The organism is Gloeocapsa sp. PCC 7428 (genome assembly GCF_000317555.1).
Taxonomy (GTDB): domain Bacteria; phylum Cyanobacteriota; class Cyanobacteriia; order Cyanobacteriales; family Chroococcidiopsidaceae; genus Chroogloeocystis.
Genome location: NC_019745.1, coordinates 2,503,315 through 2,529,065, shown reverse-complemented (window position 1 = coordinate 2,529,065; position 25,751 = coordinate 2,503,315). Strand labels below are relative to the sequence as shown.

General features: G+C 42.2%; 21 protein-coding genes. 7 read left to right on the top strand and 14 right to left on the bottom strand.

Features of this window, described 5'->3' with window-relative positions; genetic code table 11:
- Window positions 1–11 precede the first annotated feature (11 nt).
- Window positions 12–1,067, bottom strand: a complete 1,056-nt coding sequence (psbD, locus tag GLO7428_RS11015; RefSeq protein WP_015186602.1) for a photosystem II D2 protein (photosystem q(a) protein) — start codon at window positions 1,065–1,067, stop codon at window positions 12–14.
- Window positions 1,068–1,451: 384 nt separating this feature from the next.
- On the opposite strand from psbD, the gene GLO7428_RS11010 reads away from it, so the two are divergent.
- The 4 genes from GLO7428_RS11010 (at window position 1,452) to GLO7428_RS10995 (ending at window position 5,650) form a co-directional block, all read left to right on the top strand.
- Window positions 1,452–2,045 (top strand): photosystem I assembly protein Ycf4, encoded by a 594-nt coding sequence (locus tag GLO7428_RS11010; RefSeq protein ID WP_015188627.1) that lies wholly within the window; start codon window positions 1,452–1,454, stop codon window positions 2,043–2,045.
- 48 nt (window positions 2,046–2,093) lie between these two features.
- A complete protein-coding gene (locus GLO7428_RS11005) occupies window positions 2,094–2,852 on the top strand; it encodes a peptidylprolyl isomerase (RefSeq protein ID WP_015188626.1) in 759 nt (252 codons plus the stop codon).
- An 80-nt stretch (window positions 2,853–2,932) separates the two neighbouring features.
- Window positions 2,933–4,075 carry a beta-ketoacyl-ACP synthase gene (locus GLO7428_RS11000; protein ID WP_015188625.1) on the top strand — a complete coding sequence of 381 codons (1,143 nt, stop codon included), beginning with the start codon at window positions 2,933–2,935 and terminating at the stop codon, window positions 4,073–4,075.
- Window positions 4,076–4,093: 18 nt separating this feature from the next.
- Entirely contained in the window at window positions 4,094–5,650 is a 1,557-nt protein-coding gene (locus GLO7428_RS10995; protein ID WP_015188624.1) for an NAD(P)/FAD-dependent oxidoreductase, read from the top strand.
- Between the two features lie 19 nt (window positions 5,651–5,669).
- Here the strand turns inward: GLO7428_RS10995 and GLO7428_RS10990 are convergent, their stop codons facing one another.
- The 11 genes from GLO7428_RS10990 to GLO7428_RS10940 form a co-directional block, all read right to left on the bottom strand.
- A complete protein-coding gene (locus tag GLO7428_RS10990) occupies window positions 5,670–6,680 on the bottom strand; it encodes an NAD-dependent epimerase (protein ID WP_015188623.1) in 1,011 nt (336 codons plus the stop codon).
- 18 nt (window positions 6,681–6,698) lie between these two features.
- Entirely contained in the window at window positions 6,699–7,889 is a 1,191-nt protein-coding gene (locus GLO7428_RS10985) for a histidine phosphatase family protein (RefSeq protein WP_015188622.1), read from the bottom strand.
- 205 nt (window positions 7,890–8,094) lie between these two features.
- Complete coding sequence (locus tag GLO7428_RS10980) at window positions 8,095–9,942, bottom strand: ABC transporter ATP-binding protein (RefSeq protein WP_015188621.1); 1,848 nt, start codon at window positions 9,940–9,942, stop codon at window positions 8,095–8,097.
- A 51-nt stretch (window positions 9,943–9,993) separates the two neighbouring features.
- Complete coding sequence (locus tag GLO7428_RS10975; protein WP_015188620.1) at window positions 9,994–11,001, bottom strand: glycosyltransferase family 2 protein; 1,008 nt, start codon at window positions 10,999–11,001, stop codon at window positions 9,994–9,996.
- A 123-nt stretch (window positions 11,002–11,124) separates the two neighbouring features.
- Window positions 11,125–12,330 (bottom strand): glycosyltransferase, encoded by a 1,206-nt coding sequence (locus GLO7428_RS10970; RefSeq protein WP_015188619.1) that lies wholly within the window; start codon window positions 12,328–12,330, stop codon window positions 11,125–11,127.
- Window positions 12,331–12,372: 42 nt separating this feature from the next.
- Window positions 12,373–13,512 carry a glycosyltransferase family protein gene (locus GLO7428_RS10965; protein ID WP_231295581.1) on the bottom strand — a complete coding sequence of 380 codons (1,140 nt, stop codon included), beginning with the start codon at window positions 13,510–13,512 and terminating at the stop codon, window positions 12,373–12,375.
- A gap of 56 nt (window positions 13,513–13,568) precedes the next feature.
- A complete protein-coding gene (locus GLO7428_RS10960; RefSeq protein WP_015188617.1) occupies window positions 13,569–14,852 on the bottom strand; it encodes a glycosyltransferase family 4 protein in 1,284 nt (427 codons plus the stop codon).
- On the bottom strand, window positions 14,816–16,069 hold the full coding sequence (locus GLO7428_RS10955; RefSeq protein WP_015188616.1) for a glycosyltransferase family protein: 1,254 nt from the start codon (window positions 16,067–16,069) through the stop codon (window positions 14,816–14,818). The genes GLO7428_RS10960 and GLO7428_RS10955 overlap by 37 nt, the downstream gene beginning before the upstream one ends.
- 236 nt (window positions 16,070–16,305) lie before the next feature.
- Window positions 16,306–16,974, bottom strand: a complete 669-nt coding sequence (locus GLO7428_RS10950; protein ID WP_015188615.1) for a response regulator transcription factor — start codon at window positions 16,972–16,974, stop codon at window positions 16,306–16,308.
- A 320-nt stretch (window positions 16,975–17,294) separates the two neighbouring features.
- Window positions 17,295–17,921, bottom strand: coding sequence for a bifunctional 2-polyprenyl-6-hydroxyphenol methylase/3-demethylubiquinol 3-O-methyltransferase UbiG (locus tag GLO7428_RS10945; RefSeq protein ID WP_196797500.1), 627 nt, complete (start codon window positions 17,919–17,921; stop codon window positions 17,295–17,297).
- 177 nt (window positions 17,922–18,098) lie between these two features.
- Complete coding sequence (locus GLO7428_RS10940; RefSeq protein WP_015188614.1) at window positions 18,099–19,556, bottom strand: cell wall metabolism sensor histidine kinase WalK; 1,458 nt, start codon at window positions 19,554–19,556, stop codon at window positions 18,099–18,101.
- 245 nt (window positions 19,557–19,801) lie between these two features.
- Between GLO7428_RS10940 and GLO7428_RS10935 the strand changes: the two genes are divergently transcribed.
- Window positions 19,802–20,626, top strand: coding sequence for a SirB1 family protein (locus GLO7428_RS10935; protein ID WP_015188613.1), 825 nt, complete (start codon window positions 19,802–19,804; stop codon window positions 20,624–20,626).
- A gap of 64 nt (window positions 20,627–20,690) precedes the next feature.
- Here the strand turns inward: GLO7428_RS10935 and GLO7428_RS10930 are convergent, their stop codons facing one another.
- On the bottom strand, window positions 20,691–21,143 hold the full coding sequence (locus GLO7428_RS10930; protein ID WP_015188612.1) for an SRPBCC family protein: 453 nt from the start codon (window positions 21,141–21,143) through the stop codon (window positions 20,691–20,693).
- A gap of 617 nt (window positions 21,144–21,760) precedes the next feature.
- Here GLO7428_RS10930 and GLO7428_RS10925 point away from each other — a divergent pair.
- Window positions 21,761–23,551, top strand: a complete 1,791-nt coding sequence (locus tag GLO7428_RS10925; protein WP_015188611.1) for a mechanosensitive ion channel — start codon at window positions 21,761–21,763, stop codon at window positions 23,549–23,551.
- A gap of 142 nt (window positions 23,552–23,693) precedes the next feature.
- On the opposite strand, the gene GLO7428_RS10920 is transcribed toward GLO7428_RS10925, so the two are convergent.
- The gene (locus GLO7428_RS10920; RefSeq protein ID WP_231295626.1) at window positions 23,694–25,076 is read right to left on the bottom strand and encodes a GTP-binding protein; all 1,383 of its coding nucleotides are present in this window, start codon (window positions 25,074–25,076) and stop codon (window positions 23,694–23,696) included.
- Window positions 25,077–25,470: 394 nt separating this feature from the next.
- Here GLO7428_RS10920 and GLO7428_RS10915 point away from each other — a divergent pair, with 394 nt between their 5' ends.
- Window positions 25,471–25,734, top strand: coding sequence for a DUF3146 family protein (locus GLO7428_RS10915; protein ID WP_015188609.1), 264 nt, complete (start codon window positions 25,471–25,473; stop codon window positions 25,732–25,734).
- Window positions 25,735–25,751 lie beyond the last annotated feature (17 nt).

Sequence of the window (25,751 nt, the reverse complement as noted above, 5' to 3'; positions counted from 1 at the left end):
TAAAAGAGGCATTATAAGGCGTTTCCACGGGGTAGTACCTCCTCAGGGAATTGGAAATGCTCGTGAGGCTGGTCTTGGGGAGCCATCCAAGCCCGAATACCTTCGTTGAGCAGAATGTTTTTCGTGTAGAATGTCTCGAACTCGGGGTCTTCTGCCGCACGTAACTCTTGCGACACGAAGTCATACGCGCGCAAGTTCAGCGCTAAGCCGACAACGCCGACTGCACTCATCCACAAGCCAGTCACGGGCACAAACAACATGAAAAAGTGCAACCAGCGCTTGTTGGAAAACGCAATGCCAAAAATCTGCGACCAGAAGCGGTTCGCCGTCACCATGCTGTACGTTTCTTCCGCTTGTGTTGGGTTGAACGCGCGGAATGTGTTTGCTTTGTCGCCGTCTTCAAATAGCGTGTTTTCTACTGTTGCACCGTGAATCGCGCACAACAGCGCGCCACCGAGTACACCCGCCACTCCCATCATGTGGAAGGGGTTGAGTGTCCAGTTGTGGAATCCTTGGAAGAATAGCAAGAAGCGGAAGATCGCTGCCACGCCAAAGCTGGGCGCAAAAAACCATCCTGATTGTCCCAACGGGTACATCAAGAATACGCTGACGAATACTGCGATCGGTGCGCTGAATGCTAATGCGTTGTACGGACGTACTCCCACCAGCCGCGCTATCTCAAATTGCCGTAGCATGAACCCGATTAGTGCAAACGCGCCGTGTAATGCTACGAATGTCCATAATCCGCCCATTTGACACCAACGTGTGAAGTCCCACTGCGCTTCTGGCCCCCACAAGAACAGCAATGAGTGTCCCATGCTGTTTGCTGGTGTTGATACTGCCACCGTTAAGAAGTTGCATCCCTCTAAGTACGATGACGCTATCCCGTGCGTGTACCACGATGTTACAAACGTTGTTCCGGTTAGCCATCCCCCTAACGCCATGTACGCGCAGGGAAATAGTAATATTCCTGACCACCCGATGAATACGAATCTATCTCGTTTTAGCCAGTCATCAACGACGTCGAACCATCCTCGACTCGTTGCCTGTCCTACTGCTATTGTCATTGAACTATAATCCTCGCGGTTTACTAAAAATTGCAACTCATTTGAGGAATTAAATTTTTGACACTCTTCACTACGCCAAGTAGCGAAAATTTATGAGAAAATACCTACAAACCAAAGTTTGCTGTTTCCTCAAGGGTCTGTCAAATTGCCCTACCACTTTCTGGTTATCCAGTCTATGGTTTTTAATCTTTCTTAACTTATCACATTATTCACGCTCTGTAACCAGTCCAGCTATATGGGATTATGGTTTTAGCATTAGCTTCTTAATATAATAGATATCAGAAATTTTACAATTTGACACAAGTTTTCTCAGGAATGTAGGCAATTTGGCAAAATCTAACAGCTTAACGTTTTTTAAAGTTTTAGAATCAGCAGGGTAGATTAATGACTTTATCATCAACCAAGAATACGGGTGACTTTGCACAAGATAACTCTGCTTCTCAGGTTCTTCATCAGAAAATTTTAGGCTCAAGGCGTTTTAGTAACTACTGGTGGGCAACAGTTGTCTCGTTGGGCGCAACTGGGTTTTTGCTTGCTGGACTGTCGAGTTATTTCAAAATCAACTTACTTCCGTTTGCTACACCTAATGAAATTACGTTTGTTCCTCAGGGTTTGGCGATGACTTTTTATGGTGCTGCGGGCTTGCTGTTAGCACTGTATCTTTGGGTTGTCGTCATCTTAGATGTAGGGGGCGGTTACAACGAATTCAACAAAGAAACAGGCAAAGTCCGCATCTTTCGCTGGGGATTTTGGGGGAAAAATCGACGAATTGAAATCGATTTTCCAACACAAGATGTGCAAGCGGTACGGGTAGAAGTCAAAGAAGGTTTGAACCCGCGTCGGGCTTTGTATTTGCGGGTGAAAGGTCGGAGAAACGTCCCACTTACCCGTGTAGGGCAGCCACTGTCGTTACAAAAGCTGGAAACCGACGGTGCACAACTTGCTCAGTTTTTAGGCGTGCCACTTGAAGGTTTATAATCAGATTTTGCAATGATGATGAAACACTCAGGTTGAGTGAGTAACATAATGCATCGAAAAATTCAGTTGTTGTTTGCTGTGTTGCTGATTGGTGGGTTGATGTTAGGCGGATGCACACCTGATCAAGCTTCTGTATCTTCGCCAACTTCTCCAGCAACGCAGACAACATCGCCTACTACACCTACTACTCAAACGAGTAGTCCACAAATGAAATCACCTGTTTTAGAAGGAACTGCCACCGTTGTGATGACGGTTAATGGCTCGCCGATTACGATTGAAGTCGATGGCACAAATGCCCCAGTCACCGCAGGCAATTTTGTTGACCTTGTGCAGCGCGGCGTTTATGACGGATTAGTTTTCCATCGCGTTGTCCGACAGCCGGAACCTTTTGTTGTTCAAGGTGGCGACCCGCAAAGTAGAAACCCGAACTTTCCACCACAGCGCTTAGGTACTGGTGGGTTTGTCGATCCGAACACGGGAAGCGAGCGCTTTATTCCTTTAGAAATCAAACCACAAGGTGCTGCTGAACCAGTTTATAGTCAAACCTTAGAAAAAGCTGGTATTTCAACACCGCCACAACTACGTCATACTCGTGGTGCAGTGGCAATGGCGCGATCGCAGCAGCCAGATTCTGCCTCGTCACAGTTCTACTTTGCTTTAGCCGATTTGGCGTTTTTAGACGGTAGCTATGCAGTTTTTGGTTATGTCACCGATGGTATGGATGTCGTCGATCAAATTCAGCAAGGCGATCGCATCGAATCGGCTCAAGTAACCCAGGGAGCCGAAAACTTACGAGGTGGGCAATAGAAAGGAGCTAAGGAGTGTTGAATTTTGAGTTTAAAATTAATAGAATTTTTTACTCATTGCTCACTCCTCACCCCTGAATTGTGGATGTTGTTGTTACTGGTATTGGCTTAATCTCGTCTTTAGGTACAAACCTAGAGACGAGTTGGCAAAATTTACTAGTTGGTCAATCTGGAATTCGCGTACAGCAGCCGTTTGCGGAACTCAACCCACGACCGTTAGCACTGATCGCACAGCAGCCAGCTGAGTTAGAAGATCTTGCTTGGCTGGCGATCGCATCAGCGATTAAAGATGCAGGATTAAAGTTGCCACTACCCGAATGTGGCGTGGTTATCGGCTCAAGTCGCAGTCATCAAGCGGCGTGGGAAGACTTGGCACGACAGATATATTTTGACGTACCAGAAATAGCTCTAGAAAGATGGTTGGACAAATTACCACACGCACCAGCGATCGCAGCTGCACGTCAAATTGGCGCAAAGAATTCAGTTTTAGCGCCGATGGCAGCGTGTGCAACAGGAATCTGGACAATTGCGCAGGCTTATGAACTGATTCAAACAGGGCAATGTCAAAGCGCGATCGCCGGTGCAGTCGAAGCACCAATTACACCACTGACATTAGCTGGTTTTCAGCAAATGGGGGCATTGGCACAAACTGGGGCTTATCCTTTTGATCGCGATCGCGAAGGACTTGCGTTAGGAGAAGGTGCGGCGGTGTTTGTTTTAGAAACCGCCAAGCAAGCAAAGGAACGTCAGGCAAAAATCTACGGGCAAATCCTCGGCTGTGGTTTGACGTGTGATGCGTATCATGCAAATACACCCGAACCTCAAAGTCGAAGTGCGATCGCAGCAGTCAAGCAATGTTTGGAACGTAGTAAATTATTGTCAACAGATATCGACTATATCCACGCGCACGGTACAGCAACTAAGCTCAACGATCAAAACGAAGCAAATATACTACAAATGTTGTTTCCGCACGGCGTTGCTGTCAGTTCCACTAAAGGAGCCACAGGACATACTTTAGGTGCTTCTGGTGCTTTGGGTACTGCTTTTTGCTTAATGGCATTACGCGATCAATTATTACCCCCGTGTGTCGGATTGCAAACACCAGCGTTTGATTTAGACTTCGTTACCACACCACGCCGAGGTGAGGTTCATTCGGTTCTTTGTTTTAGTTTCGGTTTTGGCGGACAAAATGCTGTAGTAGCATTGAGAAAATTTGACGAATGAAATCCTCAATGTTCCACAATGAGTCTTACCGAAGAAATTCTCTCTCAATTGCCTGGCGACATCCTCAACAGTTTACGTCGTAGCGATCGCCTTTTAGCATCAATCAGAGAAGGTAACAATCCCGTACCCCTAGTGATTCACCAAGATCGGGAAGCTTTAGAAACGGTTGATTGGGATGTGGTTATCTGTGGTGGAACACTAGGGATTCTAATGGGCTGTACTTTAGCACAATTAGGATGGCGCGTCGCACTTGTTGAACGAGGAATTTTGCGCGGTAGAGATCAAGAGTGGAATATCTCGCGCCAAGAGTTGGAAGTTTTTTTAGAACTTAACGTACTCACTGAAGCTGAGTTAGAACAAGCGATCGCTACCGAATACAATCCCGCCCGCGTTAGCTTCCACAATAGTGTCGAAGTATGGGTACGCGATGTTTTGAATATTGGTGTCGATCCAGTTTATTTATTAGAAACGCTTAAATCAAAGTTTCTCGCAGCTGGCGGTAAATTGTTCGAGAACACGCCCTTTATCAGCGCTACGGTGCATCCTAATGGTGTCGCTGTCAAGACAGGAGACGCGCCACTCAACACGCGTTTGCTACTTGATGCTATGGGGTACGCTTCTCCTATTGTTCAGCAAGCCCGACAAGGAAAAAAACCGGATGGAATTTGCTTAGTCGTGGGAAGTTGTGCGACTGGCTTTCCTGAGAATGATAGTGGAGACTTACTCGTCTCTTTTACCCCGCTACAAAACCAATGTCAGTACTTTTGGGAAGCGTTTCCCGCACGCGACGGGCGAACAACGTATTTGTTTACATACATGGATGCACACCCGCAGCGCCCTACTTTAGAAGATTTGTTTGAGAATTATCTGCGCTTAATGCCAGAGTATCAGAATGTCGCGTTAAGTCAGTTACAACTGCAACGAGCATTGTTTGGCTTTTTTCCTTCTTATCAACAAAGCCCTTTACGTCTACCTTGGAATCGCATTTTACCGATTGGCGATAGTAGTAGTAGTCAGTCTCCTGTTAGCTTTGGTGGTTTTGGAGCCACGATCCGTCATCTCAAGCGTTTAACTTTTGGTATTCATGAAGCGCTGAGTTGCGATTCTCTTTCCGTACAAGCTTTAGCACTACTACAACCTTATCAACCCAATATTAGTGTCACCTGGCTATTTCAAAAAGCAATGAGTGTAGGTATCAATCAAAAAGTTGCACCCGATCAAATCAATCAACTCTTGTCAGCCGTATTTCAAGAAATGAATCTGTTAGGAGATTCGGTATTAAAACCATTTCTGCAAGATGTTGTACAATTTCCGGCGTTAACAAAAACACTGCTAAGAACAGGATTTATGCATCCCGTATTAGTTGCTAAAATCATTCCCCAGGTGGGATTAAATCACTTATTGACTTGGATGTTCCATTTTTTGAGTTTAGGTGTTTATTCTGGTTTAGCTCAATTAACCGCGCTACAGGTGTGGAGCAAAAATTTACCTGCTGTGCCGAGGTACTACTGTCAAAGATTGATTGATGCGTGGAAGTATGGTTCTGGTAGCGACTATAGCAAAGGTCAGAGTTGAAACAGAGACTTGGCACTGCTTAAGCCATAGTTTGCGCGTAATATTCTGTATACCATTGAATAAATTTATGCATACCTTCCTCAATTGATGTATTGGGTTTAAATCCTACATCTTTCATTAAATCTTCTACATCTGCATAAGTTGCAGGAACATCGCCAGGCTGCATTGGCAAGAAATTTTTTTGCGCTTTTTTACCTAGTGCCGTTTCAATAATTTCAATAAACTTCATTAACTCCACAGGGCTATTGTTACCAATGTTGTAAAGTTTGTAAGGGACAGTAGATTCATCCTGTGCATCAGTACTCAAATTTTTTTGAGGTTGCGGGGGTTTATGCATAACTCGTACAACACCCTCGATGACGTCATCTATATAGGTAAAATCGCGTTGCATCTTGCCAAAATTGTAAACATCGATTGGCTTGCCTGCGGCGATCGCTTGTACAAATTTGAAATAAGCCATGTCAGGTCTACCCCAAGGACCGTAAACTGTAAAAAATCGCAGTCCTGTTGTTGGTAAGTTATATAAATGACTATAAACGTGCGCGACAAGTTCGTTAGCTTTCTTACTTGCTGCGTATAGAGAAATTGGGTGATCGACATTATCAGTCACCGAAAAAGGCACTTTCTTATTCGCACCATACACGGAACTTGAGGAAGCAAAAACTAAGTGTTTAATATGACTGCGGCGACAAGCCTCTAATAAATTAACAAACCCTGACAAATTACTATCAACGTAAGCAAAAGGATTTTCAAGTGAATAGCGAACTCCAGCTTGCGCAGCTAAGTTGACTACATAATCAAACTCGACGTTTTGAAATAAATCAAACATCCCCTCGCGGTCAATTAGGTCGAGAAACTGAAATGAAAAGTTGGGATGATAATTAATTTGAGCCAATCTATCTTTTTTGAGTTTGACATCGTAGTATTCATTTAAATTATCGATTCCGTAAACTTGAATACCTTCGCTTAATAGGCGTTGTGCTAAGTGAAATCCAACAAATCCAGCAACTCCTGTCACTAATACTCTCATGGGCATTTTCTCCAGCGATTAGAGGATATATGATTGGGAATTAGACGCGTTTATAGCTTGACTTACAGGTAAGCTATCTTTTAATGGATAATGAACAACACTTAAGTAACCAGAATTTAATTGCAAGTGCCAAAAATCACTAGCATGGAGTCCTAATATTTGACCTAGAATACATTTAATAATGGCACTACTAGCAATCACCAATCCGGTAACTAATGTATTAGTTGCCAATGAACGGCGCGAATCAATCGTTTGTTGCCATACAAGCGGAAAATTGTGTCGAGATACTTGCAGTTGCACTGTTGTTGAATGATGCTGCAAAAGATGCGAGGTAATTTCTTGGGAAGTGCATAATTCACTTGTGAGGCTGAAGTCTATCGATACTGGCTTGAGAAATTCAGCCAATTGCTGCAATTGAGTTGGGGCGATCGCATCTACAGGCAATAGTAACAAGCGTAACCCGTGCTTTCCGGCTTTGAGTTTGGGCAGAACTTCGCCTAAATGTGACGTCAAATTTAACGCACTTAGCCCTGCTGATAGGCTATTTGCTGGAAAATTCAGAATACTTACACCACAGTTTGATTGCTGAATTGTGTGATACCGTGCTGGTGGTAAATTGAGGGCGCTGCTAATCAAGGCGCGATTTGTACCACCGTGACTGACGACTAATATTGTTTTGCCTAAATGACGCGGTAAAACGGTTTGCCAAAACTGTTTTGCTTGTTCGTAAAGATTTAGTACCGGAAATTCTGGCTTTATAGCAGTCGCAGCATTGTGATAGTATGCTTTACTCAGAGAATCTTGGTGATTGATTTGAAATTCATGCGGACGTTGCTGCCAACATTGGTATTCCACAGCAAAGTTTTGGCGCACATCCTCAAAAGTTTTGCCTTGCCATACAGGGAGATCGATCTCTGTGAGATTGGGATCTGTCTTGATTTTGATTAAAGATTTAGCATTGATACTAAGACCCTCGATAATTTGATGCGTTGTGGCGATCGCGCGTTGTAAGGGACTCGTGTAGATCGCGTCGATCGGTATTCTTTGCAGAGCTACTCCAGTTTGATAAGCTGAGTTATAACCTTTTTCGGTTAACACAGACTCATCACTACGACCTTGGTATCTTCCTTCAGCGTTGAAGGTACTTTGACCATGACGTACTAGAATGACACGGGTAAAACCCACCTCAGCATTAGACTGCGAGTCCATTGAACTTTTCCTTTCGAGAGTTATCAGTGCTAACTGCCATACAAAGCATCAGATATTCTTCTTTGCAAGACAATACAGATTTGTTCTGCTGAACCACAGCGTTTCTTAGTTAAAGCACAGTCATGTCGATCGCAACTGTGATTTCAATCCTAGACAATTCAAAAGTTTTGAATTATGTGTTTAATTTATCGCTTCTATTTGGTTTTTAGACTTCCAAAGCATAATCTTCTCCTGATTCGCTGCCAATGACAGCTTGCATACGGTACAAAGTAGCGTAGCGACCGCCACGATAGATGAGTTCTTGATGTGTGCCAGTTTCCAGGATTTCGCCGCGTTCGATGTAAAGAATTAAGTCCGCGTGCTCAGTTGTTCTTAAGTTATGCGAAATGATGAATGTCGTACGTCCCGCAGTGAGTCGATCGAGTGCTTCGCTTACAGCACGTTCGTTTTGATTATCTAAGCCTGTCGTGGGTTCATCGAGAATGACGATTGGTGCTTGACGAATCGCAGCCCGTGCAATTGCAATTCGCTGGCGCTGTCCCCCAGAAAGCGTTGAGCCGCGTTCGCTCAAAATAGTGTCGTACCCTTGCGGCATTGCCATGATAAACTCGTGCGCATTCGCTAGTCGTGCTGCGGCTTCGATTTCCTGCTGGGTTGCACCGAGGGAACCGTAAGAGATGTTATCGCGAACGCTGACAGCAAACAACACGCTGTCTTGTAAAACGATGCTAATTTGCTTGCGCAGCGAATCGAGTTTATACTCGCGCAGATCGCGTCCATCGATCAAAATGCGACCTTCAAGCGGATCGTACAGACGTAGTAGTAAACTAACTAAACTCGACTTACCGCCGCCAGAAGGACCAACTAATGCGACCTGCTGTCCTGGATTGACGCTAAAGTTGATATTTCTTAATACGATTTGTTCAGGTTCATACGCAAAGCTGACATTTTGAAATTCTACCTTACCCCGAAATGGCGGTGCGGCAATTGCTCCGCGTGCGTCGCGAATATCGGGTACAGTATCTAATAAATCAATAATGCGTTCTCCCGAAGCGGTCGCTTTCGCAATTTGTCCGGTGTACTTTGCCAAGTAACGCATCGGTTTAAAGGCAGTTTTGAGATAGTTTACAAAAACTAATAAGTCGCCAGGAGAAATCGCCTGCGCTAAGACTAGCTGAACACCCCGCCACAAGACTAATGCAGTTGCTAGTGCAACGAGGGCTTCTACACTACGTTCTAGTGCCGCAGCAAGCCGCTGTACGCGCGCGCCGTCTTTGAGGCTTTTTTTGTTTTGACTAGCAAATGCACCTTCAAGAATTTTTTGGAGTGATAGCGCTTGTACCACCTTAATTGCGCCGATCGCTTCTGCGGCTGTCGCCGCCATTGCGCCTTCTCGTTTGCGTTGCGTCCGCGCGACGCCTTGGATACGCTTGGTTGTGCGAAATGTGGAAAAGACGAATAACGGAAAAGCCGCGATCGCGAGTGTTGCTAGTTCCCAATTTAACCAAAACATCACTCCCAGCATCCCGATCAGCGTGAGGATATTGGTGAGTAAAGGTAACGCAGCCGTCACAGTAGCTTCGCGCAACCGTTCAACATCATAAGTGACGCGGGTAATGAGATCGCCTGACTTGATTTTGCTATGAAACGAAAGTGAAAGCCGTTGGAGATGAGTGTACAGATTCCCGCGAATCTCAGTCATCACTTGTGTTGCAGCGAGTGCCATTCCTACCGTACTACAGTACGCAGCCGCAGCGCGGGCGAGTGCGATCGCCACAATCGCCGCAGTAAATATCGTCAGCAAGGTGACAGGATTTAGCCCGCTCAATGCTGGAATTGGTAGCGCATCCGTCTGAAACCCACTGACAATAATGTAGTCAAAAATGAGTTTTAACGGCCAAGGTTCTAATAGCCGAAATACAGTTTCTGCAAGTAGAGCAAAAAACGAGATACCAAGCAGCAATTTTTGCTGGCGAATCTGTGGTGCAAAGCGCTGAATGATCCGGCTAAGACCTGGTAATGCTTCTTTAATATTCTTAGGACGACGACTCATCTCCTCAACAAGGTTTGGTGTTTTTAGTGGAGTGGTGAAATTTTAATCAAACTAGCCCCTTACTCCTAGTTCTTGCTGATAGCGATCGCTAATGTAACGATTGAGTGTTCTTTCTAGAGGAACTATTTTTTGTTCAAGCCATCGACTGCGCTTACCAAAAGTAAAGCGACGTACAAGTGGTTTTAAGAAAGCTTGATGGCGGCGCAGTCCCAAACGTTCGTAGCGCTTTTGGAAGTATTTATCTTCCGTAACGTCCCATTTTTCCCGAAAGTGTTTGAGACTTGCAAGTTCCCAAGCATCACTCCAGCGCAGCATAAAGTATGGCATATCGCTCAACTCAAACGGTGGTCCTGGAACATAAGTAACAATCGATGCTGGTTCGCAGTAGATTTTTCCGCCGGCTTGGGCTACCGTCATACTAAAGTCGATATGCTCGCGGGTGTTGAGCAGTTTTTCATCTAGCACGCCAACTTTCGTAAAAATTTCCCTGCGCACGAGGACGCAATGAAATTCGGCAAACTCGCATTGAATACGCTGTAGCTGATTTTGAACGTCTGCAAGGCGTCGATTGACAAAGTAGTGCTTTTCATGAACGCGACGCTTGATTTTAATTTTGCCGTTCTTCTCTTTCTGCTGTAGTTCGATATGAGCTTCTCCACCCGCTAAATGCACAATTCCGGCTTCTGGTTGACCGATACACACTAATGGACCAACAATAGCTGCATCAGTTTCTTCAGCGCACTCTACGAGCCGAGTTAACCACCCTGGAGTTACAACAACATCATTATCAACAAACACAACATATTTACTTTTAACCGCAGCAAGCCCTAAGTTTCGTGCTTGATTAGGTGAAAGATAGTGATCCGTACGGATGAGTTGAAAGTTTTTTTCTGCGGCTTGCTGTTGCAAATACCGCTGGATATGTGCGGGCGAACCGCCATCGACATAAACTAATTCAAATGGAAATTTTGTATGTGCATAAATGCTTTCTAACGATTCTCGTGTATAGCTAAAACGTTCTCTGGGAACAACAACAAGTGTTACTTGCAGGTCAACCATAAGTACTCCCTCTGATTCTGATAAACACAAGGCTAGCAGTCAGTTAAGCCAAAGATAATTAGGAGAAAATCTGCAATGTTCTGACTTACTTGTAGCGCCTATAGACTTGTTCTTAAACTTTTCTTATGCAGCACCGATAGTTATAGTTTCTTGTTCGAGTGGAGCAAGAACTTGATAATAAACTTCTTGCCAGTGCTGTTGTTCTACTGTTGGTGCAAAGTAAGCGATCGCCTTTCGCTTTGCTGCCTCTCCTAATTGTTGACGTAATCTTGGTTGAGTAGCCAAACATCGTATGGCTACAGCTAACTCTTTACTAGAAGCCGGATTAACAACTAGCGCATCAATTCCATCTATTAAAATACCCCCAATCGCATCAACATTTGTACCGACAATTGCCCTACCACTCAGCATTGCCTCTAACATGGCATTTGGACAGCCATCATGCAGTGAAGGAATCGCAAAAATATCAATATAGGGTAAGTAAGCTAAAGCTTCTCTTCGCTCGATAATGCCAGTAATGATAATTTTTTCGCTAATGCCACTATTATTAATTTCTTGTTGCCAATATTCACGTTCTTTTTCAGCAAAGTCGCCAACTAATAATAGTCTGAATTCAATTTCTTCCTGAAGTTGAACGCAAGCATCAAGCAGATACTCAATTCCTTTTTTATCTCGAAATCTTCCTACAGAGCCAATCGTAATACCTTGTAATTTATCAACTAATTGAGGAGCAAGAAGTTGAGAAAAATCAATTGGTTCGATTGAATTCCAAAAGACTGATGACTTAACAGATATAGTTGGTGCAAATAATTTAGCACGGTTATATAAATCTTGACTAACAAAAGTTATCCATGATGAATTTTCCAACACCCATACCATTTGAGCGTGTAACGTAGGATTAAAAATGTGTTTGTGTAAATCGCTACCTCGTACGCTGTTAATGACTGGTACTTCATTTTCTTTAGCAATTAGCGTTGTTAAATAACCAGTTTCATTAATAAAGAAAGCATGAAAGATATCAAACTGATACTGGCGTTGTAATAAATTTAGTTGTAAGTAAATCTCACTCAAGAAATCTTGCTTTGTGGAAGCACTAGCGCGAATTGCTGGTTCAATACGATGGACAAAGAGTCCGTCCTGTTCAGTTGTAGTACAACTGGATCGTCTTCGACAGTCTGCACTAACTTTACGATCCTTAGAATGAAAAACTGCTACATGAACTTCGTAATTTAGTCCTAGCAAAAGACGCGCTATCCGGTTTACAGATTCTCCTACTCCACCGATATCAGGAGGAAACTCTAAAGTAGTAATACAAACTTTTTGTTTCATGATATATTTCCTCTTAAATTTGTTTTTAAGCTCAAGGTCATGCTAAATCATAACTTTTTGATTCTTCCGATTACGATTATCTGTCGTTTTAACAATTTTATGTATATATTTAGAAGTTTTTAATACACCTTCTACATCAAATTTTATACGTTTCGGTTGATATTTTAAATAACGAATAATTTTCTCTGCAAAAATCTCAGGAATGAGTTCACTAGGATGAATGACTTCAACAATACCCAATTCTTTTAATTTTTGTGCTCTTACTGTTTGTTCTTGATCGTCATTTCCAGTAAAAGGAAGAATCATTGCTCTTACCTGTGTTGTTAAGATATTCATCGTTGTGTTGTAACCCGCCATGCTGATTGATAAATCAGCAAATTCCATATATTTGAGAAAATTTGGATGATAACGATGAATTTTTATATTTGTGCAACCATTTGCCAAGGCTTGAAATTGGGTGTATTTTTCGTGCGGGATAAATGGTCCAGTAAACATCAAAATCTGATGTGGGATTCTTTTTTCTAAAAAAGTAGCTGACTTGATGACGCATTCTAATAAGTCATGACCAAACCTACCACCACCAACTGAGACGAGAATATAAGGCTTCTCTACATCAATTTCATGTATATTATTGGATGCATCATCTGCTTTTTGAACAACGTATCCTGTGTAATGAACTTCACAGTTTAAATCGTTTACTCTCGAAAAGCTTTCTTCTAATTTTTGAAATTGCGGGTCGCCATGAATAAGTAGCATATCAAAGTACTTATTCATTAATTTACATACTTTTTCTTCGTGTCGAGCTTGGTCTTGTTTGGTAACAACGATATCGCGGAGACTGCAAACAACCTTTGTATTTCCCTTGTTGGCTTTTACTTTTTCTAATAAAGGAATTAATTCAAAAGCAAATCTTCTTCTTCCAAACGGAAAAAGTTCTATCATTAAACAATCAGGTTGAAATTGCTCAAATACTTTTAGAAGTTTTAGCTTGCGATATTCTTGAACTTCCTCTAAACTCTGAGTAGTATCTACTAGTTGTAATTCTTTAAATTCGCTATCAGTTTTGATTGCTGGTAAATTCACAACCTGTACATCTGGTGGTATTTTAAAACCTTCAACAACTTCGCCACCATTGATAAAACAAACTTCAAATTCTTCGGTCAAGCCTCGAATAATTTCCATACTACGGACGAGGTGTCCCATACCTAAAATATGTTGGCAATAAAACATTAGCTTTCTCATACAAGCGACACCTCTAATTCAGATGTGGTTTTCTGTAAATGTTCATTCATAAGTACAGATGTAAATAGATTTTTTAAATGTGTAATATTGCGATCTATAGAAAAATTGTTAATAACTTGCTTTCTTCCTAATTCTCCTAATGTATCTCTTAGCTTAGGCTTATTAAGCAGGTTTTCTAGTTCTATTGCAAGTAAATGTGGGTCTTTAGGTGGTACAAGAATACCATTTTTTTTATGCTCTATTAATTCTGCTATTCCTGATATATTGGTAGAAATAACAGGAACTTTCATCGCCATTGCTTCTAAAAGAACGTTTGGGATTCCATCGCGATCGCCATTTTCTGTTACGTAGCATGGAAGGACAAAAATATCAGCTTTGCAATATATTTCAATTAGCTCATCCTGAGTCATCTTCCCAACTAGAATTACATAATCTTCTAACTTCAATTCAGAAATCATCTTTTCAATTTCTGTTTGAAGAGGACCGTAACCCACAATTAGACATTGAAAGCGATAGCTTTTTTCCTTAAGTAATTTACATGCTTGAATAAGATAGGGAAACCCTTTTTTCTCACAAAATCTACCAACACTTAAAATAGTAGGTATTTCATTAAGTTTTTCTTTGTTCTTCTTCCCAAAATAAAACTTATTTAAATCTAAGCCATGATAGTTGAGGTGAATAGGAGTATCGCTCGTAGAAATACTTCTTAAAAACTTTTGGTTATATTCTGTACAAGTCACAACAAATTGTGCTTTGCTAATTCTGCGATTTAAAACTTCGGGCTTAGATAAGTAGATATCTTTTGCGTGAGCGGTAATACTATAAGGTATCTCACATAATTGTGCAGTTGATTCAGCTACCGCCGCAGGAGTATTAATAAAATGCGCGTGCAGATGTGATATTCCTGTTATACGAATGGCTTGTGCTAAATATCCAGCTTGTAAAAAGATATTTAAAGACTCTATTTCTGTTGCTGAATGATCTAGCTGTAGTACTTGAAAGTAGCGTTGATAATTTTGTTGCATTAGTACTACATTAGCTGCTTGTAAATGCAAAATATCTTGCGAAGATCGAGGAAGTAAGGAAGGAATGTAAGTTACGTCGGCTTTAAGTTGCTGAAGCGCAGTATGAGATTTTTCATCTTGAGGCTTCCTCAAAGAGAAAATATGCAGATTTAACCCTTGGCGCTCCAATTCCAAAATTTCATTTAAAATAAATGTTTCTGATAATTTTGGAAATGTTTTTAGCAGATAACCGATTTTGGGTATGTTGCTAGCCATTGCAATTTCTCCTGAGGTAAATACTGTTTACCATGAGCTACTTCGTTATTTAGCAACATCTGGATACATTGACTGATGCGCGGTAGTGCATTTAAATCTATTGAAAACTGGGGTGACGTGGTTTGAGGTTTATGGAGTTCAGTTAAGAGCGATCGCATTAACTTTTCAGAAGTTAAGCTATCTGGATGAACCATTTGAAATAAGCCCAATTTAGCCATGCGTTCTGCTCGAATGCACTGTTCAGCAACAGGGCGATTTCGAGGTACGACAATTGCTTTTTTATGAAGTGATAAAACTTCACAAATAGTGTTGTATCCTCCCATACAGATAACCACATCTGCCAGGCTCATGTACATAGTTAATTGGTCAGTAAACTCACACATTTGTACATGAGGATACTGTTGTGCTACTTGATATAGTGCTTGTTTGTGGTGTTGTGGCATTTCTGGTCCAACTACGATCGTACTTTTAATATCATGTTTTGCCGGTAGTATAGCTAGACCTGATAAATAATGACTCAATAAGTGATAACCATCTTCGCCTCCACCTGGTGTAACCAAGACTAATTTTTCTTGTGGGTTAGTTGATGATTTATGTAATTCATTTCCAGGATGTCTGTTTACAAATTTGCGAATATAACCACACTGTTGCACTTTACACGCCACCGCAGGAGGACACTTATATTCTTTGCAGAAATCGAAAACTTCTGGCGATCCGACCACTAAAACTTTGTCATATAACCATTGAATGGCTGTGTAGTAACTTTGTTGTTTCCACTCGTTTATAGTAATTTCAGGCGAATCAAGAATATCTCTTAAAAGTAGTACAAGCTTGGTGTTATGTAGAAAATGTTTAATATAGTCAATCGTTGGCTTTAACTCTTGATTTAATCCGTAGGGCTTTTTATCTACTAAAATGAGATCCGGTTTAAAATTCGCAGTTGATGCAAGAATAATATCGGCTCTAAGCTTGAGAGTTTCATCAGTTTGTGTACCCAAATATTTGGGAGATAATTTACCTGAATAGCTGCGATTGATACAAGGTAATTTGATATAGTCCAATCCTACTGGCATCCTAAAACTATGAAGCATAGGTGAACCAGAGATAAGTAAAATTGATAAATTAGGAATAGACTCTAATAAGTATTCGCAGATAGATAGCATTCTCCGAATATTGCCGAGACCGAATGTATCGTGAGAATAAACCATCAGTCTCATGGTTTAATGACCTCTGCTTGAGTTTTAGAAAAAAAAAGACAGCAGAATTACGGTAAATAGATGGTGTAACTCCACTCTCGTACTACAACATCTTGACAAATCTTCATGAATTAAAAATGAATAATTTGTGAGAAAAAATTCATTATTTAAGAATAGGTTAACTCAAGGTTAATTAAGGAATAAAAAGAGAGTTTGTAAAATAAAAAGCTGAGTTAGAAAAATGAGACGGAGCTTGATTAACTACGCAAGCGATAACCAATACCGCGAACTGTTTCAATAAATTTATTACCTAACTTCTTTCGTAAATAGCCTACGTAGACATCTACAATATTTGAACCAGGATCGTAATCGTAGCCCCAAACGCGGTTGAGGAGTTGTTCGCGACTCAAAATTTGTCCAGGATGTCGTAAAAAAGTTTCTGCTAGGGTAAATTCTCTAGCGGGTAATTCGACTAAGCGATCGCCTACGGTAGCTTTGCGCGTACGTAAGTCTAAAGTAATCTCTCCTACCTTGAGCACGATTTCCTCATTTACTTTTGGTACGTGCTTATCTCGCAACCGCAACCGTACCCGTGCTAACAACTCTTCAAAGCGAAAAGGCTTGGTAACATAATCATCAGCACCGCCTTCCAGCCCAGCGACTTTATCGTTGATATCATCGCGGGCGCTGAGGATAATAATCGGTAACTGCTCGCCTAAACCGCGTAGTTCTTCTAAAACTTGCCAACCATCTTTACCAGGAAGACCGATATCTAATAGTAAAAGGTCAAAGCGATCGCTTTGGATCATCAGGATAACTTCATTGCCATCTTTTGCTATTGCAGTGGTAAAACCTGCTGCTTTAAGTCCTTTTTCTAGAAAAGAAGCAATTCGAGGTTCATCTTCAGCAATAAGAATATGGCTCATGAGTCGCAGGGCTATTTAATCCAAAGACAATCTTTAACTAATCAAATTAAAATCGCAACACCGTCTTCTCAGAAATTCAGGTTGTTTCAAGTTGCTGGTTTAACTGCAACTAATGATATTCCTCTCAAAACTATTGAAGACATAGCTATTTTTCTTCGCAACGAGTACGGAAGTTTTAGTAGTGTATACTCACTCAACTCAATAATCTTCATAATAGTAGATGTAAGGGGCAGTTTCATCTGAAATCTTTCTGTAATTTTGTAGTCATTTATTTGCGATAATCCGACTTTTTTGAATAATTTGTACAAATCAGTAATTAATTATTCTTGAAGATGAAAACCTGTCGCAGTTTCATCATAACAACCTGAAATGTCGTGCGAACCCGATAACCGATTAGGAGTATGACAAATGTAAACTTTGCCTGGGGCAAGCACTTTATCTATGTTCTGTAACTGCTCGATTGCGTCCTCTGGATGCAATTCCATCAATTGATCGCTGTAGATAACGTTGACACTACTGCTAGGTAGTGGAATATTGACACCATCCAATATCGCAAGTTCCATATTTTGCGGAAAGCTGATATTTTTTGTGATTTCATTAGAATCGACTGTATAAACCTTACGAACAAGGTTCGCGACTTCTAAAGCGAGACAACAATCACCAATTCCTACTTCTAAAAATGTTGCATCTGAAGGTAGGAATTCTCGGATTAATCGCGTCCGGTTATGGCTCCACTGCAAGTTAGCTTCAGAGTTGGCTTTGTTGATTAATTGTGGATGAAAAGGAATCTTTTGAAATAGTTCGTTATACACATAAGTATGAAGATATTGCCGTTCTTCTTTCGTTGAATTACGCAATCTTTGGGCTAAATCTTTTTCAATGTATGGTTGCTCGACTTGTACAACCGTAAGATGATTTTTTGCGTATTCTTGAATACAACTTGGCATAAGGTATTCTATTTTTATTAAGAGATCTGTACCCCTGTGTAAAAAAGTTTGCTATCGAAATCTTACACTATAAGTACTTGTATAAAAAATAGCATTTCTACGCTTCGACATAATAACACTGAGTATTTTGTAAAAGCTACATCGCCAGTGAGTAAACAATCGAGATATCGCATTGAATTAAGCAACAGGAGAATCTACAGGAATGATGAGCGTAAAAGTTGAACCAACACCAGGTTGGCTGGAAAGTTCTACTTGACCGCCGTGAGCAGTGGCGATCGCTTGCACAATTGCTAAACCTAATCCCGCACCTTCCGAACGACGACCATTAACACCGCGAGCGAAGCGTTTAAAAATACGCTTTTGGTCACTATAAGCAATACCTTCACCGGTATCGCTCACCCAGAAACGTGCTTTGCCATTCCGTACAATTGAACCGAGTGCAATGACATCTCCAGGGCGTGTATGCTGTGTCGCATTCTGCGCCAAATTGACGATCGCTTGTGTTAAGCGTTGGCGATCGGCAACAATCGAACCACAACCTTTACTATCAAGTCGCCAGTTACGTACTGCAAGTGTTCGCGCTTTGGTATAAATTTCCTCAGTTAAAGATCCGACATCTACTGTTTCTAAACATAAAAACTTTGGTTGTTCTGCTTTAGCGAGAATTAGCAAATCATCAACAAAGCGAGTCATACGATCGAGTTCGTCAGCAATTAAGTCGATTGTTTCCCGCCGTTCTTGTGGATCGTTGCTGATCAGTTCGAGGTGCCCGCGAACAATTGTGATTGGTGTCCGCAGTTCGTGACTTGCGTCATTGATAAAATCACGTTGACTCGCAAAAGCATCCTCTAGCCGATTCATCATTTCATTAAAAGTCAGCGTTAATTCTGCGATTTCATCAGTTCCTTGGACTGGGATACGCTGCGTTAAATCAGAATTATGACTAATCGAAAGCGCCGTTTTTGTCAGTAAGCGTAAAGGTGCTAAGACTCGTCCTGCGACTACCCAAGCGAGTACTGACGCTGCGATTGAAACAATAATTGTAATTTCAACAACGACCGCGATCGCTTCATCAACTTCTTCACGCTCTCCAGTTGTAATATGCGCAACAACAAAGACTCCTTGAACTTCTGCTGTGCTGTCAAGCGGTTCGGCTTGATATGTAATTCTGACTGGCTCTGCAAAATACAGTAGTTCTCCCAGCGTTGTGTCTACCTGTCCGCGTTCTGGCTTCGTCAGCTTACCCCAATGTCGAATCAGTGGCGAGTCTCGTTGCAGTGGTTCGGGCAACGCTCTGGGACTATGCTTGTACAAACTACCATTTAACAGTGTTAATAAAAACTCATCATCGTCGGGAATATTCCGCGACACAAACAAGTCAAACAGCGCGGCGACTTCATTACGTGTAAATGGTCTATTCGTATCTGGATTAACACCACCAGCTAATTTACGAAACTCCTCGACTTCTTGCCTAAGCGATCGCTGTACTCGGTCTTGGACGCGCATAAACAACTCTTGACGAATTGCAAAAATCGATACCACCGAAGAGGCAGCCATCAAAATAATATACCAAGCTAAAATGCGCGTTCTAGCACTGAGTAAAAATCTATGCCATTTGCGAGTCTTAACGTGCATCACATTTGTTTCAGTCCTAAGGTGAGATTTTAATTAACTGAACCTCTGCATAAACTTCCTACCTTCTACCAAAACGTGTTTCTAGTTTAGGATCAATTGTAGAATTTACTTGCCGCTATAACTGCTGAGAAAGTTAAAACAAGCTTGATTTTCCTGTATATAACTAGATAGTTATGTATTACTTGTTACTAAGCAATCAGTAGTAACCTCGCCCTCGTTCCTTTTATTCAGCCAGTAAAATCCTTATGGATTTCCCTTTAGCCCGCCAACATTTCTTTCAAGAAATTCATCAACCAGACGCTCAAATCGACTTAGCCAAAGCCGCACTTTACATCGCGCAAGAAGAATATCCGCAACTCGATATCGAAGAATACCTAAATGCACTTGATACGATGGCGGCTGAAGTACGAGAACAGCTGCCCAGCGAACAGTACCCGCTGCGGATTATTCAGACTGTCAATCGTTACTTGTATGACGATCTCGGATTTACTGGTAACACAACAAGCTACTACGACCCTCGTAATAGTTTTTTAAACGACGTGATCGATCGCCGTACAGGAATTCCGATTACACTCTCTTTAATTTACTTAGAAGTGACTAAACGCATTGATTTTCCGATGTTGGGAGTTGGAATGCCAGGACATTTCCTGATCCGCCCTAATATCCAACAAATGGAAATCTTTGTCGATCCCTTTCATCGTGGTGAGGTGTTGTTTCCTGAAGATTGTCAAGACAAACTGAGTCAAATTTACACGCAGCCAGTGAAGCTTGAGAGTTCTTTTTTAGACGCTGTCACTCATCGGCAGTTTCTGGCACGAATGCTGACTAACCTCAAGTTTGCCTATCTTCAAAAAGAAGAGTTAGCAAAAGCCCTCGCAGCTGTAGAAAGAATCTTACTATTATTTCCTGATATACCAATAGAAATACGCGATCGCGGTTTACTTTATTACCAACTTGGTGACTGGAATGCAGCAATTAACGACCTGCAAACGTATCTTGCCAAAGTCCCTCAAGCCTCTGATGCGCCAGTGATTCGTCGTCTACTCAATCAACTAGGAAGCAATTCTTAAGACACAACACAATTTAACAAAATGAGAAGTCTAAAGTAAGTTCTCCTCTGTACTCCTACTTTGTTCACTCCTGCTTCTCTACTGCCTCTGCCAAGCGCTTCAGGCGATGTAACTGAGCTTGCATATCTTTTTGTGTCAAAGTAAAAGCAAAGGTATTAAAGCCCCAACGAACCACAGGATTAGGAATTTTAAACTCGAAGTGGTTGATTAAATGCGTTCCTCGATCGAGTGGTTGACATTCCCAGCGATCGCGTCCGTGAAAAAAACCTTGAAACTCCCACACGACCAATCCAGGCGATCGCTCGATGACGACATTATATAGCGTAGGTTTGACAAGCGGAATTTGAATAATAAAGCGACTACGGCTACCAACATCAGTACTCCAAGCGCCTATCGGTTCACAATGCAGCAGCGGATTGAGCCAACGACGCATCAGCGTTTGATCTGTGATGCAGCGATCTACTACGTCTGTGCTGGCACTGATATCAATTGACTGTTTTAATTGACTAACAAGCATAGACAAGCCAAAGTAGCAATGAACTATATAAATAGGGAATTAAGAACGACTTGCCGAGGCAGCATCTCAAGTAAAACGAGTTCAGATTTTATTGTTAAGGTACAACATTAACTTAGTCATTAGGTTATTTGCTGTATTATATTTTACCTTGTTCAAAACTAATCCAGTAATTTTAACGAAGACCTGCAACGGCTAAAGATAACGTTGAACATTGTGGCAAAGTTGCAGCAGTTTTTCCTTAAATAAACCACGCGCGCACCTGAGCTTAATTGCTGTAATTAAACTTAGCTTTTGTGCTGACAATTAGACGTCAACTCTACTAAGCTATAAAACAATTTTATTTTAGTGTCTCTAGTATCACCTTGAAAGTATTTAATTCTACTAAAAAGTGAGGAAAAACTGAATTTTTAGAGCTAATTACGCATAGAGGTAGATGCCAAACGATAAACTTCGCCATCACTCTAAATATTGACGTAATATTCTATTTTTCTAGGTGGTTTACTCGTATAATGCAAGCGAAACAACCGGCTCAAATGTAGGATTATTCACAGTAACCTAATTTTGCAAGGAAAATTCGTAGTCTCTCTCCTCACACCTGACGTTTACTCTAAAAAACCATGAATGGAACTTGGCAAGGTATAGCAACGATAGGACTGAAAGTGCCAATTCTTGGCGATGCAATACTGGCACAATTTCAACAACAAGCCCCAGCAGGACAACCACTACAGCAAACAGGGCAGGCAATACAATCTACTGTAGACTATTCGGCTGGACTACTAGCAGGTTTATGGTCGTTTCTGCCAAATTTACTCGCAGCGCTGCTGGTATTAATTGTTGGTTGGATTATTGCCGCGATCGCCAAATCAATCATTAAAGGACTCCTCAGCCGTACTAATTTAGACAACCGCATCGCTGCTGGAGTCGTTGGGCGCGGCGATTCAGGCGACTTACCACGCGTCGAAAACTTAATCGGCAACATTGTCTTCTGGATTATTATCCTGTTTACGGCAGTCGCAGTTTTACAAACATTAAATCTGCAAGCCGTATCGCAGCCACTAAACAACTTCCTCAATCTTGTTCTTGGCTTTATTCCTCGAATCATCGGTGCAGCCATCCTGTTTGGTGTGGCGTGGTTAATTGCGACGATCGTAAAACTGATTACAACACGAGGATTGCAAGCATTACGGCTCGATGAACGTTTAGATCAGCGATCGCCCGACGAACCGCGCGAATCGAACCGAATGTCATTGAGCGAAACAATTGGCAACGCACTATACTGGTTCATTTTTTTACTCTTTCTCATTCCGGTTCTTGATACTTTAGGGCTGCAACAAGCGCTGCTACCAGTACAGAACCTTGTTAATGAAATTCTTTTGATTCTGCCAAATATCTTGGCAGCAGTTTTGATCGCGGCTGCGGGTTGGTTACTCGCAACAGTTGTCCGGCGAATTGTCACCAATTTGCTCGCGTCAACAGGAGTCGATCAAATGGGCGAACGGTTCGGGTTAGGAAGAACTCGCACCAGTACATCTACACAGTCCTTGTCAGGAATCATCGGCACAATCGTTTATGTGCTGATTTTAATTCCGGTAGCAATTGCGGCATTAAATGCGCTGCGGATTAATGCGATTTCCGTTCCGGCGATCGCGATGCTTCAGCAAATCCTCAACGCGCTACCCGCAATTTTCACTGCGGCACTAATTCTGATTTTAGGTTATTTTCTAGGGCGCTTTGTAGCAGATCTAGTAACAAACATTCTCTCTAGCTTGGGCTTTGATAACATCTTCTCTGTGATTGGCTTGTCTGGCTTACAACGCCGCCGCGTGCCTTCGGATATTAGAAGAACCGAAGAAGTTTTTGTGATTCCGCCTCCTGGTAGCGATCAAGAAACTGTATTACAGCCTGAGCGCACAACAGCTGAGAACGCCGCAGCCGCGATCTCAACGCGCACGCCATCAGAAGTTGTCGGAATTATTACCTTAGTGGGAATTATGCTGTTTGCAACAGTAGCAGCAGTTAATATCCTAAACATTCCTGCGCTCACCGCACTCGTAAGCGGTTTGATTGTGATCTTCGGGCGCATTTTGGCTGGCTTGATCGTGTTTGCGATCGGTTTATTCCTTGCCAACCTTGCATATAGTTTAATTGTCAGTTCCTCTAGCAATCGTCAGGCACAACTTTTAGGTCAAGTAGCACGAATTGCAATCATTGTCTTTGTTTCGGCTCTAGCACTGCAACAAATTGGCATTGCAACTGAGATTGTTAACTTAGCCTTTGGATTGCTTCTCGGTGCGGTTGCAGTCGCAGTAGCGATCGCCTTTGGCTTAGGTGGACGCGACATCGCCGCGCAACAAGTGCGTAACCTTTTGAGTTCATTCCAAGAACAACGCAATCAACCACCGCGTTAGAAGAGGTCGGGGGTCAGAGGTCGGACAGGTAGTTCAAGGTGTAGAGGAAGCAGAGGAGATCTGAGGGGCAGGGGAGAAATAATACTTATGAACTTCTCTTTTACTAATCACTCTTTTGCTCTACATTCCTCAAAACTCATCACTAGCCTCTCGCCCCTAATTTACTACGCAATTCATCTTTAATCCGATTAATAATTGATGCTTCATCAAGCGAAGCCAAGATACTTTGCACAACGGCTTTAGGGCCTTCAGAACCCCAAGTTGCACCATTTGCCAGGTAAGTCTTGGTCACTTGTCCAATACCATACGATGACACGCCAGCCACTCCGGCTTGCGTCAATGCGACCGAGACATAGGGACCTATCGCAAGACCGCCAGTTGCTGCTGTAGAAACACCTAGTAATGATTTCAGCGAACTTAAGCCTAAATTTGTCAATAACTCACTGACACTGATTCCCCCCATACTGATAGCGATTTTTTGTAACAATCCAGCCGCACCCGTTTGCGTCATGGGAATATCGTAGAGTTTCGACAGACTGAGAATCAAAGCAATATCAATAACCGCACCGCTCATCAAATCGATGACCGTTAAAGGATTGAGCGCGATCGCAGTTGCTTTAGTCATCACAGCCCGCCAAATTAATTGATTTGCACTGCGGTCGCGAATTTCGAGTTTACGCTGAACTAATTGCTCGTTGACGCGATCGGCATAAAGCATACTGTTAAGTGCTACTAAAGCTTTGCCCTCGCGGTACAAAATTTCTAAAATTTTGAGCTTGAGTTCCTCGACTTGCGGCGTACTGGCTCGGAGTTGAACCCCACGCGTTCCATCAGCACGTTGCACCGCCGTCCTTACCAGTGGCGAAGCCGCCGCCATCACAATTTCATCAGGAGAAAGCAACTCGCGGACACGCTCATCGCGGATTTTGTGGTAAATCGCTAGGCGATCAGTTTGTGGATACTGGTCTATTTTGTTAAATACAAGCAAAATTGGCTTGCCAGCTTCGCGCAGTTGTGATAGTGCAATGTGTTCTACCTGCGTTATGTCACCCGCCACAACAAATAAAATCAAATCAGCCTGCGCCGCGACTTGCGTTGCTAGTTCAGCGCGAGTTTCACCATCAACCTCATCTAACCCTGGAGTATCAATCAGTTCAATCTGCGACTTTCCAGCACCCGTAAGTGTCGCTTTTTGATACGAATCGCCATTAATACTTTCTTCGCTCACGCTCCAAGCTACACGCGATGCTGTACGCGTGACACCATGTAGTGGTCCTGTGACAAACACAGGTTCTCCGACTAAAGCATTGAGTAACGATGACTTGCCTCTCCCTACCATACCAAAAGCAGCAATTTGTAATACTTGGCGCTCTAGGTTGCTCAGCATCGTTTCTAATTGCTGAATCTCAGCTTCTAAACCATACCGCTCTTGAGACGTAAGATCGAGCTTTGTAACTAAATTGTGGAGTGTATTTTTTGCTTGTTGATAATTTAACTCTGCTTGAATCTCGGCAACGCTAGAAATCGCACGCTCTAATTCTGCATCATCCCAATCATCTAAAAGTGAAGACGTGCTTTCTCCAAGCGATTCTGATGATGTTTGGCGCTGCTCAAAATTTTGAGACAATTGATTTCCATCAGAAATTGGATCAGGCGATGCAAAAGTCAATTGGCTTACCTCCACGTATCAGCAGTTTCGCAATGCTTCATCTCGATCCTAATCATCTTTTATGCCAAAAGGTTGTTCGGTTTTTTCGCCTTTGAAGGAGGCTCGAAGAACGCTGATCTCTATAAAACGATCTACCCTAGGAAGTGATCCAAATTTATGTCTTTGTATCTTTGTTCCGAGTTATAACCTCTAGGCACAATGGAAAGTTAATGATCTAATCGTTCTTGTCGAAATTGGGAAGCAAAGGATTGTGAGTCGTAAGCGATTGCCTGAAACTACTGCCCATGTTAGGATTACACGACAATCCTGGCAGTTTGGCTACTTAGAAGGAGAAGTACGAGCCGGTGATTTTGAATGGCAGTTTCAATGGTGCTTTCGGCGCGGTGAATTGTCTGTCAAACCTTCTCAAGGTCGTGCACTCATTAAGGAACCGTTAGGACGCTTTCTAGAACAGAAAGATTATCAACTCGAACCAGGAGGAGATTACGCCTTTACTATTCGTGCAGAACTTTAGTAGGGGCTAGAGTTATC

Bases quoted from the DNA above. Each gene is read 5' to 3' on its own strand.
- psbD (WP_015186602.1), bottom strand. From the start codon at position 1,067: ATGACAATAGCAGTAGGACAGGCAACGAGTCGAGGATGGTTCGACGTC.
- GLO7428_RS11010 (WP_015188627.1), top strand. From the start codon at position 1,452: ATGACTTTATCATCAACCAAGAATACGGGTGACTTTGCACAAGATAAC.
- GLO7428_RS11005 (WP_015188626.1), top strand. From the start codon at position 2,094: ATGCATCGAAAAATTCAGTTGTTGTTTGCTGTGTTGCTGATTGGTGGG.
- GLO7428_RS10995 (WP_015188624.1), top strand. From the start codon at position 4,094: ATGAGTCTTACCGAAGAAATTCTCTCTCAATTGCCTGGCGACATCCTC.
- GLO7428_RS10990 (WP_015188623.1), bottom strand. From the start codon at position 6,680: ATGAGAGTATTAGTGACAGGAGTTGCTGGATTTGTTGGATTTCACTTA.
- GLO7428_RS10985 (WP_015188622.1), bottom strand. From the start codon at position 7,889: ATGGACTCGCAGTCTAATGCTGAGGTGGGTTTTACCCGTGTCATTCTA.
- GLO7428_RS10980 (WP_015188621.1), bottom strand. From the start codon at position 9,942: ATGAGTCGTCGTCCTAAGAATATTAAAGAAGCATTACCAGGTCTTAGC.
- GLO7428_RS10975 (WP_015188620.1), bottom strand. From the start codon at position 11,001: ATGGTTGACCTGCAAGTAACACTTGTTGTTGTTCCCAGAGAACGTTTT.
- GLO7428_RS10970 (WP_015188619.1), bottom strand. From the start codon at position 12,330: ATGAAACAAAAAGTTTGTATTACTACTTTAGAGTTTCCTCCTGATATC.
- GLO7428_RS10965 (WP_231295581.1), bottom strand. From the start codon at position 13,512: ATGGAAATTATTCGAGGCTTGACCGAAGAATTTGAAGTTTGTTTTATC.
- GLO7428_RS10960 (WP_015188617.1), bottom strand. From the start codon at position 14,852: ATGGCTAGCAACATACCCAAAATCGGTTATCTGCTAAAAACATTTCCA.
- GLO7428_RS10955 (WP_015188616.1), bottom strand. From the start codon at position 16,069: ATGAGACTGATGGTTTATTCTCACGATACATTCGGTCTCGGCAATATT.
- GLO7428_RS10950 (WP_015188615.1), bottom strand. From the start codon at position 16,974: ATGAGCCATATTCTTATTGCTGAAGATGAACCTCGAATTGCTTCTTTT.
- GLO7428_RS10945 (WP_196797500.1), bottom strand. From the start codon at position 17,921: ATGCCAAGTTGTATTCAAGAATACGCAAAAAATCATCTTACGGTTGTA.
- GLO7428_RS10940 (WP_015188614.1), bottom strand. From the start codon at position 19,556: ATGCACGTTAAGACTCGCAAATGGCATAGATTTTTACTCAGTGCTAGA.
- GLO7428_RS10935 (WP_015188613.1), top strand. From the start codon at position 19,802: ATGGATTTCCCTTTAGCCCGCCAACATTTCTTTCAAGAAATTCATCAA.
- GLO7428_RS10930 (WP_015188612.1), bottom strand. From the start codon at position 21,143: ATGCTTGTTAGTCAATTAAAACAGTCAATTGATATCAGTGCCAGCACA.
- GLO7428_RS10925 (WP_015188611.1), top strand. From the start codon at position 21,761: ATGAATGGAACTTGGCAAGGTATAGCAACGATAGGACTGAAAGTGCCA.